Raw genomic sequence first — 15,122 nt, 5'->3', positions numbered from 1 at the left:
GTTTAATGTATTTGTTTTTTTCGCTCAAACCGACTCACAAATTGTGTCCGGAGCGTCTTCGGTAACGAAGTATAGCGATACAGATAACGAAACGTGACGGCACTCGTCACCATGAGCATATACCCCGTCGCTAATACGAGTAACCACGCAACACATCCTAAAAAGAGACCCGCTTCAAAGTAAAGTTGTGACATCAATGCCCCTTCAGCGGACGTGATGAGCATCGCTGCCGGAAAAATTGCTGCAGCCAGTAAATAAAAGCCCGCATAGCGTCCACGAACAGTGTGTTTTAACAATAGAATACTGCCAAACAGTAAACAACAACTCGACATAAGTAACAATAAGACGACATATGGTAGTGACACGGATGAACTAAGCATCTTTTTTCACTCCAATCGAATCAGGTTAATGTTCTTTACCCGCCTTTCGGTCGATTGAGTGCAAAATCCGTAAAAAAGTCGGATGAAGTAATAAAATAAAGCAAACATTTCCGATTCCATGTACTAAATCAAATACCCCGCCTGTGACGACAAGTGTCAAAAAAGCTTCTCGTGAAAATGCTGTAAAAATTAAAAAGCCGAGGTTGCTGATCCAGCCATACAAAAATCCGGCGAGAAGCCCGTAACAGGCTAACAGCCATTTCGATTTCAATAGCGGTACGAGTCCGACGAGACTGATTGCCATGTAAGCAAGCGCTTGAAATAAAACGAACGGTCCGCTCCCTAAGAATAAACTCGACAGGACGACGACCAACAAACCCGCGACTGCACCGACGACCGGACTGACGTAGACGGCAAGTAACAGAACGAGTGCCGTGGCCGGTTGAATGTTCGGCAGACTCGAAAAAAGAATCCGTCCGACAATCGCCGCCGCAGTGACGAGCGCGATGAAGCGTAACATCGCTTCTGACAGCGGTCGACGCTCAAAACGGATAAACAGAATCAAAATGGACAGACAAGCGAGGAGAATCAGTCCCATCCATATAACCTACTTTGTTCTAAAAAAGTAGCCGCCGGACCATCAAACGCAATTTCACCTTGAACGAGATAAAGGACACGTGTCGCGTGACGGATTAAAAAGTCGTCATGCGTCGCCATCACGACTAACTTCATTGATTGTTCGACGAGTGTTTCGACGAATCGCTGCCGTTGTGCGTCCGTTAATCCTGCTGTCGGTTCGTCAAAATAATAAGCATCGTCGCTCCAGTCAAGCCGTTCAAACAATCGCTGTTTTTGTGAAGCGAACGTGCCCGGTCGACTGTCAACTTGAGGCGCAAGGGCCGGATGCGCAGGCAAGTAATTCTTTCGCCCGCGTCGTTTCACTTTTCCATACAAGGGACGCTCGACGCCGAGTAAGAGCCGTAGCAACGTCGACTTCCCACTCCCGTTGGCACCGACGAGCACCACTCGTTCCCCTGCCGCTAAACTGAGGCGGGATACGTCTAACGCATAGCGCGTCTGCATCGGATAACGATGTTCGACGGCCCACATCTCATCATAGAGGTCTCCTTGAGTTGCTTGCTCGAACACAATCTGTTCTAAATCCGCTTGATCAGTGACTGAATAATAGATACGACATGTAAAACGACGTTCCATCTCACTCAGCAAATCGACCAATCGCCGTTTTCGCACGTGATCTAAAAACAGGAAGGGATTGTCTAAGAAAAGACTTGGCGGTAACGAAGCGAGCGCATATCCAACTGAAACGAGTTGCTGCTCTCCGGATGATAACTCACTTACCTCTCGCTCAAAGAACGGTTCTAGTCCGAGGAGTGTCGTAAGTTCTCCCGCGACAAACAGACTTGTTGTCGCTAGTAAATCACGGACTCGCCCATGTAGCAGTCGTTCCGGATAGATGATGGGCTGTCCCGCTTCGGCCGCGAGACGCTCAAGCTGTCCGGTCGCTTTGCTGTCGTTTGAAATAATCGTTGGCATCACGAAAAGCTCCTTTCGAACAGAGTAAAATCATCGGCAATACGACTGCACCAACATAAGCATACGAGGTCAACAACAGACTGCTGACACTAAGCAAAATCACACCCGTCCGAATGTCACGCAGCGTTAGTTTTCGAAGTCTGCTCGGTACGGCGTCAATCGGTAATAAATGATACATCGCCATTCGTTCTAACTGCTCCGATAATGAATGATGCCGATGGCTCATCTTCACTTCCGGCCATGTCCGGAGCAAAGACGGAATTAGTGCAAGCACGAGCCCGGTTAGTCGCGTCAGTCGTGGTAACATCCGAAACAAAGGTCCCATCTGTTCGAGACGAACAAGCGTGAACACGAGTTGACTTGACGTGATAAATAAGGTGATTTGTACGCTGACCGCCAGAATCCCAATCACATCAATCGATGCGCCATAGAGAAGTGGAACCATCATCATCAATGTATAGAGTAGCGGTAACATGAGATAACGAAAGACCTCGAACTGACGAATGGTAATGAAAAAGATGAGATGGACGAGCGCGAGCATTCCTATATGATCCTGCAAGACGAACGGGACCGATAGCATCACCATCAAAAAAAGAGCAACATTCAATGGATGAAGTCGCTCCCGTTCTGTCTTACTGAAAATAAGCCATTGCATCTTTTTCAAATCGCCATTCAAGGCGATCTCCGTCTTGAAGTTCGTAACTTCCCGCTCCGACCTCACCCGGTTTTTCATTGACGCCGAATACCCAGCCGCTGCTTGCTCCAGCTGACTTTTCTCGAACTCCCTCGACGGCTGTGACATAAGCCATCTCACCTTTTCCTGTTTTGACGACATCTAACTTCGTTTCTTCGAGCGCATCCAGCGCCGTCTCTTCTTGATCAAAACACATTGCTTCCTCAAACAACGTCTTGTCCTTTGCATGGTTGACGACCGAGACGTCAACCTTCACGTCGCAGGCCTCTGTTTTCGAGCTCTTAGGCTCCGCTTCCTCAGAACACCCTGCTAAGATAAGTAAACTTCCCGCTAATATCCACTGTTTCATCGAACGACTCCCTTTCGCCTTGATGTCTCAAAGCTGTAATTGTACAACAAAATCTTTTTCTCACGAAGGGATTGTCCGTCCGCCCGCAAATAGGTCAAGCGAATTGCGTTCGCGAGGACGTCTTCTCCTGTATTGACATAAGGGATCAACTCCCCTTGATCATCAATTAATAACACGGTCGCATCTTGTAGACTAAACGTTTCATAAAGACCATCCATATCCATCTCGACATACGGTGTCTTTGATTCATGTAATATTTGTTTAATCGACAGCTGGCGTAACGTATCAAACGAACGAGACGCATCAATCAGTTTCTGGTAATACGATTCGAGCGATCGTTCCATCACTTCTTCACGTGGTCGATACGTGATTGTGCCTGTGATTTCTTGATAGGAAATTTCATAGCGGACGAACCGCTTCGGGCTTTTAGCAATGACTTCGAACGTCGCATTCCGCAAATTGCCACCCTGGTCAAATAATAGTTCGCTTTGCTCGAGCCGTAACGACTCATCTCCGACCCGCTTCTCAATTTGGTTCAACAAGTGATTGAACGACTGATCCGTAATCATCACTCGCCCAATCTGTTGTGTTTCTTCACGGACTGTAAACGTATCAAACGGACCGGCGAATAATTGCAATAAAAAAAATAAAAATCCGAACAAGGCCATATACCGTTTGTAGCGTGAGTTTTTTTGCGGATGAAGCACGATTAAAAATAGAATGATTCCAAGTGGTAACTGAATATCATAGACTGGAAATGAAACGGAACCTAAGCAGGCATAAAAGACAAGTTTCATGTAGAGATAACGTTCTTTTTCCGTCCTTTTTTCTAGTAAGAATGCGAGTAGGACGGCTGCTAATAAAAAGAGTGCCCACCGAATCAATACGTCCATCACTTACGCCTTCACTTGGACGGATTGATGATCCACCATGAGATACGATTCAGGGAATACTTCCCGTGCTTCACGTTCTAAGTGATCCTCTTGCTCGACATAACGGGCTGAGACATGTGTCAATAATAATTTTTTCGCTTCCGCTTGTTTTGCAATTCCCGCCGCCTGACGTGCTGTCGAGTGTCCGAAACGTCCCGCATGTTCTGTTTCGGTATCGGCGAACGTCGCCTCATGAATCAACACATCGACTCCCCGCGCTAAGCGGATGCTCGCTTCGCAAGGTGTCGTATCGCCTAAGACGGCCAACTTCACGCCTGGTTTCGGTTGCCCTAAAAAATCTGATGACTCGTAAAGCGTTCCCTCAAACTCGAACGAATCGCTTTGTTTAATTTGTTTATAGAGTGGACCGGACGGAATACCGTGCTCCTTTAAGCGATCGACGAGCAACATCCCTTTTTCTTGATGCCCTTCGATCCGGTACCCATACGCTAAAAAACGATGCTCAAGTGCGGCGACCGTAATCGTAAAACCTTCATGTTCGTACGTTTGACCCGCTTCGACTTCAATCACGTCTAGCGGATAGCGTAAATATGTCCCTGTGACACGAAGTGTCGCATCGAGCCATTCCTGTAACCCCTTCGGTCCATAAATCGTCAATCGTGTCGTTCCTTCAAGCGCTGCCCGCGTACTGATGAAACCGGGCAAACCAAAAATATGATCCCCGTGAAGATGAGTGATGAAAATCGTGCTGACTTTTCGTGGTTTAATCGGACTGTATAAGATTTGGTGTTGCGTCGCCTCACCACAATCAAACAACCACGTCATCTTCGGGTGCATCAAGGCGATTGACGACACGTTGCGTTGTTTTGAAGGCATACCTGCTCCTGTACCTAAAAAATAAAATTCCATCTTTTTCCCCTTTTCGTAAAATTAGCATTTTTCATACACAAAATACATCTTTCACACAATGAATCATGGTAAACTGTACCCATACTGATTCGAAAGGTGGTTTTTTCCATGACCAAAATCGAACGGACCTATGCACGAATCGTACACGAAGCCCGGATGCTGAACGAGAACTATCGGCAAAAGTACGGCAAGTCGATTCAGATTCAAGAAATCGCGACGACCTTATTATGTACTGAAGAATTTGTTCTTGAGTCAATGGAGTTCGTCGAACGTCCTCAATTAACTTAATCGTAAACGAACAAAGAGTGTACCGCAATATAGCGGTACACTCTTTTCATTATCTTCTCACTTATTTGTGATGTAATCGACGAGCGTAACACATAGTTCTGCCGTCTTGACGAGTTCTTCGATCGGCATTCTTTCATTCGTCGTATGGATGTCTTCGTATCCGACGGCTAAGTTGACGGTCGGAATACCGAAACCAGCGATGACGTTCGCATCTGAACCGCCACCTGAATGAAGTAAACGCGGTGTCCGCCCAAGTTGCGCGATTGCAGCTTTCGCAACTTCGACGACTTGATCTCCGTCTTCGAACTTGAAGCCAGGATACATGACTTTGACTTCGACTTCAGCACGTCCGCCGAGTTCAGCGGCTGCTTCTTCAAAGGCAGCTTTCATTTTTTCTGTCTGGGCTTCCATCTTCGGTGCAACGAGTGAACGTGCTTCTGCGAAGATTTCTACATAATCGCAGACGATGTTCGTCGATGGACCACCACCACTGAATCGGCCGACATTTGCTGTCGTCTCTTCATCAATTCGACCAAGCGGCATTTTCGCGATGGCTTTTGCAGCAATCGTAATGGCAGAGACACCTTTTTCAGGCGCAACCCCAGCATGTGCCGTTTTGCCATAGATTTTAGCATTCACTTTCGCTTGTGTCGGGGCAGCCGTGATGATATCGCCCACTTTACCGTCTGAATCAAGGGCAAACCCATAGTCTGCATCGATTTTTGATGGATCGAGGACCATCGCCCCGACAAGACCTGATTCTTCGCCAACTGTGATGACGAATTGAATCTGTCCGTGCGGTTGCTTCGTTTCATTCAAGACGTGGACCAGCTCGATGATTGATGCAAGACCCGCTTTATCATCTGCCCCGAGGATTGTCGTACCATCCGTTTTGACATACCCATCCTCGATGATCGGTTTAATCCCTTGTCCCGGGAATACCGTATCCATATGTGACGTGAAATAAATTTTATCGACACCGTCTTTTGTTGCTGGAAGTGTGACGATTAAGTTATTTCCTTTATGTTCCGTTTTCGATGATGCATCATCTTCAAAGACGTCACATCCGAGTTCTGTGAACGTTTTTTTCAGATGGGCACAAATCTGTGCCTCTTCTTTTGATTCTGAATCGATTTGGACTAACTCTAAAAATGTATCAAGTACACGTTTCTCATTGACCATGCTAGATTCCTCCTCATGTAAGTACTATTCGACTAGCGCTTTTTCAGTATACCATCAACTGACTGATTTGCACTTCAGAAGGGTTGTTTGTACAATAACAGTAATTACGTTTGCATTTTAGAAAGGAGTTGCACCTGTCATGTCACGCCCATCCAAACAACAACGTCTCATCAAGTGGACGACGATTGCGATCTTAGCAATCTTCTTACTTGGTACTTTTGCCTCGACGATGTTTTATTTCTTCTGATCTCGCGACGAAACGCTGCTTTAATTGTAAATATTGCTCCGTTTCTTGCAACATGTGCAACAGCGCGGACCGGACTTCGAACTCTTCACGCGTCGTCGGTAACGGCGAAGCACGGAAGGTCGCGAGTAAGTCCGCCAGTTCTTGTAAAAATAACCTTGCGTCGGCCTCCGGACGGACATTGTCACCAATCGTCCGAAACAGGTCGGCGACTTTTTTGCCTTCTTCGACGATTAACACCAAATCATCAACATTACGGACGATCCCGCGGAGCAGTTCGAACTGTTGCTCCCGCATCCGGAAATAGCTGTAGTCCTCGTCATCATTTCGACGACCGATGGCATTGCCCATCCGTTTTAACGAAGCGTCCTTTCCTTCCCGCAACAAGCGTTCCGTTTCTTCGAGCGTCAGCGAATGATGATTGATCCGCCCCGTCTCGATCGCCGCGGCGACTTCAAAGAACAAAGCAGCAATCCGTTTATCGATTTGCTGACGGCGCTCCGTGATGACACGGTCAAGGCTCGGCATATACATATTGACGAGTAATCCGACACCGACGCCAATCAAAATCAAGTAGACTTCATTTAAAAAAATCGCAAGGTTGAGTTGTCGTGCCGTGTAAAGATGCGTCAAGATGACTACACTCGTAATAAAACCGTCCTGTAGACGGAGGCGTTGCGTCAACGGAAGGAATATAATGAAATAAAGTGCTAAAGCAACTGGCCGATAACCGATGATTTCGAAAATCAGGAAACCGATTCCGATGGCAAGAATCGACGCCATGATGCGTTCGTACGATGAACGAATTGATTTTTTCCGCGTCGCTTGAATACTCAAGATGGCGATGATGGCGGCGAAAACATAGTAGTCGAGTTGCATCTGCTCTGCAATCCACATCGCAAGTGCGGCTGCGACGGCCGTTTTTAAAGTCCGATATCCAATGAACATCGAGTTCCCCCCTATTCTTTGTTAGACTACCTATCCTTTACCCAAGTTGTCTATCGATTTTTTGAAGGACGTGATTTTTTGAGTACACGCACGATTCGTCCCGGCCGTCCCGCAAAAAAAGCGGGATCCCTGAAAGGACTGTTATTTTTCTTTTTGCTCGGGATCGTTCTATTCTATTTGTTGAAGGACGATCCACCGTCCGTCTTAAAACCGGCTGCTCCGTACATCGCTGAAAAATATCAAGAAGGTCAAGTCGCGACGGAACAAGAATTCGATACGTTCAGCGAAGCGAAAACCTACCTTGGTGACGACCGTGGTGCCGTTAAACGAACCGAGGATGACCGTTATCTCTACTTGACTGGTCCCGGTATCGGGATCGTCGACGAAGGTGGTACGCTCAACATCTATCAAGACGAATCGTTAAAAAAACGGTTGACATATGTCGCGTCCGGTAGCCGTTTAACACTGCGCGACTTCGGTCCAGACGTCAGTCGGATTGAAATTGCCGGTGTCCGCGGCTTCGTTGCGTCGGATCGGTTGACCTTGTACCCCCTTGAACGATCGACGAACCGATCGTTTTACGAACGAACGGGTGATACGTTATGTCACTACATCGTCGCGAACGCCGGACTCGGCGGCTGGATTACCGTCGGACGTGCCCCAAAAGACATTTCGAAGCGGACGACCGACTATGTCGAAGTGACGACATTGACGAAAGATTTACGGAAACCGACTCCTTTGTCCGCAAAAGAGCTTGATGCCTTCATCAAAAACAATGCGCCCGATAGTCCGTTGATCGGTACTGGGAAGACGTTCAAAAAAGTCGAGCGTGATTTTGATATCAATGCCGCCTATCTCCTCGCTCATGCGATTCATGAATCAAATTACGGTCGGTCGACGATTGCCCGTGAAAAATTCAATCTGTTTGGCGTCAATGCGACGGATATTGCACCTGGTCAAAATGCAACGGCTTATAAATCGCTTGACGACTCGATTCGAAAAACGGGTCAGTTTATCGCCCGCGACTACCTCGCGACGGATGGTAAGTACCACCGTGGACCGTTCCTCGGAAATAAAGCAAAAGGAATGAACGTTTTTTATGCATCGGATCCTTACTGGAGCGAAAAAATCGCTGGTATCCTGTACAAAATGGACGCCTTCTAATTCCGAGATATGATACACTAATGGGCGAGACATTAACCATTGAGGAGTGATTCAGCATGGAAAAAGTATTGATTTTTGGTCATAAAAATCCGGATACGGATACGATTACGTCAGCAATCGCGTACGCTGAACTGAAGAAAGCATTAGGTGTGAATGCCGAAGCGATACGTTTAGGCGAAATCAATGATGAAACACAATTCGCACTCGATCAATTTAAAATCGCTGCACCGCGTCTTGTTACGGCAGTCGCTGCCGAAGCATCACACGTCATTCTCGTCGACCACAACGAACGTCAACAAAGTGCCGACGACATCGCTGACGTCACGGTCACAGAAGTCATCGATCACCACCGGATTGCGAACTTTGAGACATCAGATCCGATCTACTACCGCGCTGAGCCCGTCGGTTGTACGGCAACGATTTTGAACAAACTTTATAAAGAACATGGTGTCGCGATCAAACCGGAAATCGCAGGTTTGATGTTATCGGCAATCGTTTCCGATTCATTGTTGTTCAAGTCACCGACATGTACGGAAGAAGACATCGTCGCTGCACGTGAACTTGCAGAAATCGCCGGTGTCGATGCAAACGTCTACGGTTTGAACATGCTCAAAGCAGGTGCTGACTTATCGAAAAAATCAATCACAGAATTGATTTCACTTGACGCAAAAGAGTTTTCGATGGGCGCACACAAAGTCGAGATTGCTCAGGTCAATACGGTCGATACAGCTGAAGTGTTACTTCGTCAAGCTGAGCTTGAAGAGCAAATCAATACGATCATTCTCGAAAAAGAACTCGATCTGTTCGTGTTCCTCGTGACTGACATCTTAACAAATAATTCAGTTGCGCTCGTACTCGGACAACAAGCACCACTCGTCGAACAAGCTTATGGAATTGAAGCAACCAACCACCTCGTTTACCTCGAAGGTGTCGTTTCACGGAAGAAACAAGTTGTTCCAATCCTGACAGATACTGCCGTTAGTTCAAAATAATCGACTACAAAAAAGAAGGAGTTCACTCCTTCTTTTTTGAATACTAATAATGAATGGTTGTTCATTCAGACTAAAGGGGGAGAAGTTAATGGCACAAACGATCATGGTGACAGGCGGTACGAGCGGTATGGGGAAAGCAATGGCACTCGCCTTAAAAGAAGCCGGCTGGAACGTCGTCGTCACAGGACGTGACTTGGAACGGTTACAACAAACGGATCATGAACTAAAGCAGATTGAGGGGGAGCATCTGACCATTCAAATGGATGTTCGTGATACCGATGCCTGTATCGCGGCTGTCAATCAAGCACGGGAAACGTTCGGTCGCTTAGAGGCACTCGTGAACAATGCGGCCGGAAATTTCATCTGTCCGACGGATGAGCTGTCTCCGAACGGATGGAAGACGGTCATCGACATTGTCCTCAATGGGACATTCAATTGTTCACACGCGCTTGTCAAAGGCTGGCAAGAAGATGACGTCAAAGGTGGACAGATTTTAAACATCGTCGCTTCTTACGCGTGGCAAGCTGGAGCCGGTGTCGCTCCGAGTGCTGCCGCAAAAGCCGGAGTCTTGAATTTGACGCGGACGCTTGCCGTCGAGTGGGGGTATAAGTATCATGCCCGCATCAATGCGATCAGTCCGGGGCCGATCGAACGGACGGGTGGTGCCGATAAACTGGCGATGTCACCGGAACACGCGGAACGAATTCGTCGCAATGTACCACTCGGACGGTTCGGGACACCGGAAGAAATCGCTGGACTCGCCGTCTGGATGGTCTCCAATCAAGCAAGCTACTTAAATGGAGAATGCATCGCACTGGACGGCGGTCACTGGCTGAACAAACAACCGTTCTGACTATCACAATCACCTTCCGAAGCGGGAGGTGATTTTTTCATTTCGTTTCTCCTCTAAAAATTAACTATGTTTATAAATCATTATCGAAAGGAAAAAAGAACAATGGAATAAGGGAGGAATCAGTTATGTGGATGGCTTTAGGTTGGGGCGCACTCGCCGGGGGCGCAGTCGTCATCGGGGCATTGATTGGATTATTTTTACCGATGAAGCAACGGTACATCGGATATGTCATGTCATTCGGTACGGGGATCTTGATTGGGGCAGCGACGTTCGAACTGCTCGACGAAGCCTTGAATAAATCAACGACGTTCATCGTCGCTATCTCGTTCATCGTCGGTTCTCTCGTCTTTACAGGATTTGATTTTTTTGTTTCTTCGCGAGGTGCGAGTAAACGGAAACGTTCAGGCGGCGGAAACGAAGGGACCGGCACCGCCATCTTTTTCGGAACGATTTTAGATGCGATTCCGGAATCGATCATGATTGGGGCAAGCTTATTGTCGGGGAATGTCAGTGCGGCACTCGTTGCGGCGATTTTCGTCAGCAATATTCCGGAAGGTCTCTCGAGTACGACCGGACTTCAAAAAGACGGATTTTCGAAGAAAAAAATCTTAATCATGTGGGGTGTCGTCTGGTTGATTTCTGCCCTCGCCTCGCTCGCCGGCTATTCCGTGCTTGCTAACCTACCCGATATGCAATTTGCGATGATCGGCGCCTTCGCAAGCGGTGGCATCATCGCGATGCTCGCTTCGACGATGATGCCGGAGGCGCATGAGGAAGGTGGCACGATCGTCGGACTACTCGCCTCACTCGGTCTCATCACTGCCATCATCCTTAGCTGAAGCTCGGTGATTTTAAAAGAGCTTGACGATAAGGACCGAGCTAGAAAGTGCCGGTGAATCCGCATCATTTACGGATTCACCGGCACTTTTTGCGCACAGGACGGAACTATCGGAACAGAGAGCGCGGACGGATTGAGTCTTGAATCAACTCTTGTGTCCGTTTTTCACAACTCCCACTCCGTCTGAAAACGTTCCAAAAATTCAACCATGAACGCATGCCGTTCCTCTGCGATGCCTTTTGCCGTTTCGGTATTCATCAAATCCTTTAACAAAAGTAACTTCTCATAAAAATGATTGATTGTGCTCGAAGGACTCGTCCGGTCTCCCGGCTTGCGTGGTCTTAAACCGGGTACATGCATCGGTGCTTGGGTCAATGCTCCATACTGGAAGGTCCGGGCGACCCCGATGGCACCGATTGCATCTAACCGATCTGCGTCCTGGACGATTTTCCCTTCCAGCGTCTCAAGTGGTGGACGGTCCCCCCCTTTAAATGACATCCCATCAATGATTTGAAGGATTTTCTGTTTCCGAGTGTCTGAGACTTTCCCGGATAAAAACGCATCGACGGAAGAAAGTGTTCCGCCGAGTTTCTCGTCCGCGACATCATGCAGGAGTGCCGCCAGTTCAATCGTCAGCAAATCCCCGCCTTCCGTCGCAGCAATCTGTAAAGCCATCTTCCGGACCCGTTCGATATGGGCATAGTCATGTCCTGAAAAATCCGTCGCGTGAAAGGCACGGACGAACTGTTCCGTTTCGTTAATCATAAAAATCCTCCCACTCCGTCTGCAACAATCCGTAAAGCAACATGTCATGCCGCTTACCATCCCGTTTTAAAAATTGCCGGTACGTGCCTTCGTGGACGAAGCCGAGTCGTTCGTATAATGCAATCGCACGCTCATTATAGGCAAAGACCGTCAACTGGATCCGCTCGAGGTTGAGCTCATAAAAGGCGTATCGCAGTAATAGCTGTAATGCTTTTCGCCCATACCCTTTCCCGGTTTCACTTGGGTCGATTCCAATCATCAACCAAGCCGTCCCGTTCGACCATAAGATATCTTCGAGGGAGACGATACCAATCAGACGCTCGGCATCCGTCCGACGAACGGCGAACCGAAACGTCTCATGGGCATCACTCGCAAGCATCCCGTTGATTTTTTCATCTGACAAGAAGCGATATGGTGTCGCACTCAAGTTTCGTGCAAACGTCGCATCGTCAAGAAAGCCCCGATAGACGTCTGTATCTGCCGCTTGGAAACGTGTCAGCCGGATGCCTTTCCCCTCTAGTAACTTCACTTCATTCATCCTCCTCAAAAAACGCCACCCCTTTGATGAAAGAGATGGCGGTTATGTGTTATAAGACTTTTTCCAAGAATTTTTTCGCACGGTCGGTTTTCGGATGATCGAACAACTCGACCGGTGTTCCTTCTTCCATCAAAATGCCTTCGTCGAGGAACAGGACACGGTCGGCGACTTCTTTTGCGAAGCCCATCTCGTGCGTGACGATGACCATCGTCATCCCACTTTCCGCGAGTTGCTTCATGACATCGAGGACTTCATTGACCATTTCCGGGTCGAGTGCTGATGTTGGTTCATCGAACAACATGACGTTCGGCTCCATCGCGAGGGCACGCGCGATCGCAACACGTTGCTTTTGACCACCGGATAGCTGGTTCGGGAAATTATCCCGTTTTTCAGCGAGACCCACGCGTTCAAGTAATACTTCGCCACGTTTGATTGCGTCCTCTTTTGATAAACCGAGGACATTGATTGGGGCATAAATTAAGTTATCGAGCACTGACTTATGAGGGAACAGGTTAAACTGTTGAAACACCATCCCGATGTTTTGACGCGCTTTCGCGATATTCGCTTTCGGTTTTGTCAATTCGAAGCCGTCGACATTAATCATTCCACCTGTCGGTTGCTCCAAAAGGTTGATACAACGTAAGAACGTCGACTTCCCTGAACCCGACGGTCCGATAACTGCGACGACTTCCCCACGGCCGACTGTCGTCGTGATGCCTTTTAATACTTCTAACTTTCCGAACTGTTTGTACAGATCGGTGACTTGAATCATAGGTTCCATCTGATTACCCACTCTTTCTCATAGCTTTTTCGACTTGTTGACCAATCAAGGACAATCCCATGACAAGGACGAAATAGACGAGTCCCGCAAATAACAAGGGTTCGAAGTACAATGCTTTTTCTCCACCGACGACTTGCGCTCGGCGCATAATATCGAGAACACCGACTGTCGAGACGAGTGCCGACTCTTTTGTTAACGTAATCATTTCATTCATGATGGCTGGTAGAATGTTTTTGAACGCTTGCGGTAAGATGATTGACCGCAATTGTTTCATGTATGGGATACCGAGTGCATCCGCTGCTTCCCATTGTCCACGATCGACTGCTTGAATTCCTGCCCGGATGATTTCCGAGATGTAAGCACCCGAGTTTAATGAAAAGGCGATGACAGCGGATTGATAGCCTGTCGTGACGTAACCTGTCAGTTGCGGTAAACCGAAGTGAATGATTGCCAGTTGCAAAATCAAGGGTGTTCCACGAAAGACTGCCGTATACGCGTGTCCAATGAAGCGAATGAATTTGCTTTTCGTAATTTTAAGGGCTGCCACGATGATTCCGATCAACATCCCTGCGACGGCAGCGACGAGCACGACTTGGAACAGAACTGGAATCCCTTGCAGAATATATGGGATTGAATCTTGAATCTTTGTAAAGTCTATCATAACCAAACTCCTAACGTCGCGCAAAAGGGATGGGTTTACCCCCACCCCTATGTGCTTCTCTTATTTTGCTTCTTTTTGGAACCATTCTTCTGCAAGTTTGTCGATTTCACCCGCATCGATCATCTTTTTCAACTCTTTGTTGAACTCGTCACGCATCTTGTCGCCTTTTTTGAAAGCGGCGGCTGAACCCGTCGGTCCGTCTTCTTTAATTTCATACGTTTTTAACGATTCGTCTTGATCCATGTATTTGACCGCTACAGCATCTTCGATGATGAGCGCATCAATCCGACCCGTATTGAGTTCTTGAATGATTTCCGGAATTTTATTCAACGAGACGGCTTCGCTGTCTTTATAACGATCTTTTGCAATGCCTTCTTGAATCGATCCAAGTTGGACGCCGATTTTTTTACCTTTCAGTTCATCTTCCGAACTAATCGCTTCGTCTTTTGTCATGACGAGGTTCTTTGATTCGAAGTAAACATCTGTGAAATCAGCGTTTTTCTTCCGCTCGTCTGTCGGTGTCATTCCTGCCATGACAAAATCAACCCGACCTGAGCTGAGTGCTCCGAGTAAGCTACCGAACTCCATGTCTTCAATTTTCAAATCATAACCGAGGTTTTTTGTAACTTCTTTTGCGATTGCGACATCAAATCCAACGATGTCGTCCCCTTTCGCCGTATCGATGTATTCAAACGGGAAGTAATCTGCTGACGTTCCCATCGTTAATACTTTACTGTCATCACTTGAACCGCCTGATGAATCATCTGATGCACCACATGCTGCCATCGTAAGTGCGAGAATGCCTGCCATTGCCGTTGCTACTAATTTTTTCATGAATAAATTCCCCTTCCAACGCTCAATTGTCAGAACTTTAACAATAGTATGACTTATGTTTTTTTCTAATTCAATACTAAATAGCTCTGATCCGATTTATTACTTTTAGGATATACGAATATTTATTCATTGTAAAGTATAATTATCTCGTAATAATGCATAAATCGATTCTTTTTATACAAAACATGAGTAAATAACCACTTTTGAATCCGCTTACATTTTTATTGCTATCCTCGGATTTTAATCATGGGTACT

General features: G+C 47.2%; 19 protein-coding genes. 5 read left to right on the top strand and 14 right to left on the bottom strand.

Annotated features, from left to right (window positions below; all coding sequences use genetic code 11):
• Positions 1-2: 2 nt before the first annotated feature.
• Genes KNQ05_RS09225 through rnz form a run of 7 tightly spaced genes read right to left on the bottom strand, consistent with a single transcriptional unit; the run spans position 3 to position 4,779 of the window.
• The gene (locus tag KNQ05_RS09225) at positions 3-380 is read right to left on the bottom strand and encodes a hypothetical protein (RefSeq protein WP_214765347.1); all 378 of its coding nucleotides are present in this window, start codon (positions 378-380) and stop codon (positions 3-5) included.
• A 25-nt stretch (positions 381-405) separates the two neighbouring features.
• Positions 406-978 (bottom strand): ECF transporter S component, encoded by a 573-nt coding sequence (locus tag KNQ05_RS09220; RefSeq protein WP_214765349.1) that lies wholly within the window; start codon positions 976-978, stop codon positions 406-408.
• On the bottom strand, positions 969-1,934 hold the full coding sequence (locus tag KNQ05_RS09215; protein ID WP_214771585.1) for an ATP-binding cassette domain-containing protein: 966 nt from the start codon (positions 1,932-1,934) through the stop codon (positions 969-971). The genes KNQ05_RS09220 and KNQ05_RS09215 overlap by 10 nt, the downstream gene beginning before the upstream one ends.
• A complete protein-coding gene (locus KNQ05_RS09210; RefSeq protein ID WP_214765353.1) occupies positions 1,888-2,589 on the bottom strand; it encodes a hypothetical protein in 702 nt (233 codons plus the stop codon). Before KNQ05_RS09210 ends, KNQ05_RS09215 begins: the two co-directional genes overlap by 47 nt.
• Complete coding sequence (locus KNQ05_RS09205) at positions 2,567-2,977, bottom strand: DUF4430 domain-containing protein (protein WP_214765355.1); 411 nt, start codon at positions 2,975-2,977, stop codon at positions 2,567-2,569. Before KNQ05_RS09205 ends, KNQ05_RS09210 begins: the two co-directional genes overlap by 23 nt.
• On the bottom strand, positions 2,974-3,870 hold the full coding sequence (locus KNQ05_RS09200; RefSeq protein WP_214805197.1) for a hypothetical protein: 897 nt from the start codon (positions 3,868-3,870) through the stop codon (positions 2,974-2,976). Before KNQ05_RS09200 ends, KNQ05_RS09205 begins: the two co-directional genes overlap by 4 nt.
• Before the next feature lie 3 nt (positions 3,871-3,873).
• On the bottom strand, positions 3,874-4,779 hold the full coding sequence (gene rnz / locus KNQ05_RS09195) for a ribonuclease Z (RefSeq protein ID WP_214765358.1): 906 nt from the start codon (positions 4,777-4,779) through the stop codon (positions 3,874-3,876).
• A 108-nt stretch (positions 4,780-4,887) separates the two neighbouring features.
• Here rnz and KNQ05_RS09190 point away from each other — a divergent pair, with 108 nt between their 5' ends.
• The gene (locus KNQ05_RS09190) at positions 4,888-5,067 is read left to right on the top strand and encodes a hypothetical protein (protein ID WP_029333114.1); all 180 of its coding nucleotides are present in this window, start codon (positions 4,888-4,890) and stop codon (positions 5,065-5,067) included.
• Positions 5,068-5,124: 57 nt separating this feature from the next.
• Here the strand turns inward: KNQ05_RS09190 and KNQ05_RS09185 are convergent, their stop codons facing one another.
• Together KNQ05_RS09185 and KNQ05_RS09180 are read right to left on the bottom strand one after the other, a co-directional pair.
• Positions 5,125-6,249, bottom strand: coding sequence for a M20/M25/M40 family metallo-hydrolase (locus KNQ05_RS09185; protein ID WP_088836648.1), 1,125 nt, complete (start codon positions 6,247-6,249; stop codon positions 5,125-5,127).
• A 205-nt stretch (positions 6,250-6,454) separates the two neighbouring features.
• The gene (locus KNQ05_RS09180; protein WP_214805195.1) at positions 6,455-7,441 is read right to left on the bottom strand and encodes an aromatic acid exporter family protein; all 987 of its coding nucleotides are present in this window, start codon (positions 7,439-7,441) and stop codon (positions 6,455-6,457) included.
• A gap of 78 nt (positions 7,442-7,519) precedes the next feature.
• Here KNQ05_RS09180 and KNQ05_RS09175 point away from each other — a divergent pair, with 78 nt between their 5' ends.
• The 4 genes from KNQ05_RS09175 (at position 7,520) to KNQ05_RS09160 (ending at position 11,289) form a co-directional block, all read left to right on the top strand.
• Positions 7,520-8,605: an N-acetylglucosaminidase gene (locus tag KNQ05_RS09175; RefSeq protein WP_214805193.1), complete on the top strand. Its 1,086-nt coding sequence runs from the start codon at positions 7,520-7,522 to the stop codon at positions 8,603-8,605.
• Positions 8,606-8,661: 56 nt separating this feature from the next.
• Positions 8,662-9,597 (top strand): manganese-dependent inorganic pyrophosphatase, encoded by a 936-nt coding sequence (locus tag KNQ05_RS09170; protein ID WP_029333110.1) that lies wholly within the window; start codon positions 8,662-8,664, stop codon positions 9,595-9,597.
• Positions 9,598-9,685: 88 nt separating this feature from the next.
• The gene (gene fadH, locus KNQ05_RS09165; protein ID WP_214765360.1) at positions 9,686-10,450 is read left to right on the top strand and encodes a 2,4-dienoyl-CoA reductase; all 765 of its coding nucleotides are present in this window, start codon (positions 9,686-9,688) and stop codon (positions 10,448-10,450) included.
• A 125-nt stretch (positions 10,451-10,575) separates the two neighbouring features.
• The gene (locus KNQ05_RS09160; protein WP_088836644.1) at positions 10,576-11,289 is read left to right on the top strand and encodes a ZIP family metal transporter; all 714 of its coding nucleotides are present in this window, start codon (positions 10,576-10,578) and stop codon (positions 11,287-11,289) included.
• Between the two features lie 164 nt (positions 11,290-11,453).
• Here KNQ05_RS09160 and KNQ05_RS09155 read toward each other — a convergent pair whose 3' ends face one another.
• From KNQ05_RS09155 to KNQ05_RS09135, 5 genes are read right to left on the bottom strand one after another with little or no spacing between them, the layout of a single operon-like run.
• The gene (locus tag KNQ05_RS09155; RefSeq protein ID WP_214765362.1) at positions 11,454-12,053 is read right to left on the bottom strand and encodes an HD domain-containing protein; all 600 of its coding nucleotides are present in this window, start codon (positions 12,051-12,053) and stop codon (positions 11,454-11,456) included.
• On the bottom strand, positions 12,046-12,582 hold the full coding sequence (locus KNQ05_RS09150) for a GNAT family N-acetyltransferase (RefSeq protein WP_239456859.1): 537 nt from the start codon (positions 12,580-12,582) through the stop codon (positions 12,046-12,048). Before KNQ05_RS09150 ends, KNQ05_RS09155 begins: the two co-directional genes overlap by 8 nt.
• A gap of 58 nt (positions 12,583-12,640) precedes the next feature.
• The gene (locus KNQ05_RS09145) at positions 12,641-13,363 is read right to left on the bottom strand and encodes an amino acid ABC transporter ATP-binding protein (RefSeq protein WP_088838454.1); all 723 of its coding nucleotides are present in this window, start codon (positions 13,361-13,363) and stop codon (positions 12,641-12,643) included.
• A 13-nt stretch (positions 13,364-13,376) separates the two neighbouring features.
• Complete coding sequence (locus KNQ05_RS09140) at positions 13,377-14,033, bottom strand: amino acid ABC transporter permease (protein ID WP_088836641.1); 657 nt, start codon at positions 14,031-14,033, stop codon at positions 13,377-13,379.
• Positions 14,034-14,093: 60 nt separating this feature from the next.
• Positions 14,094-14,867: a transporter substrate-binding domain-containing protein gene (locus KNQ05_RS09135; protein ID WP_088836640.1), complete on the bottom strand. Its 774-nt coding sequence runs from the start codon at positions 14,865-14,867 to the stop codon at positions 14,094-14,096.
• Positions 14,868-15,122: the final 255 nt, after the last annotated feature.

The sequence above is a fragment of the Exiguobacterium sp. s125 genome (genome assembly GCF_018618605.1).
GTDB lineage: Bacteria > Bacillota > Bacilli > Exiguobacteriales > Exiguobacteriaceae > Exiguobacterium_A > Exiguobacterium_A oxidotolerans.
This window is presented reverse-complemented; position numbering and strand designations above follow the sequence as displayed.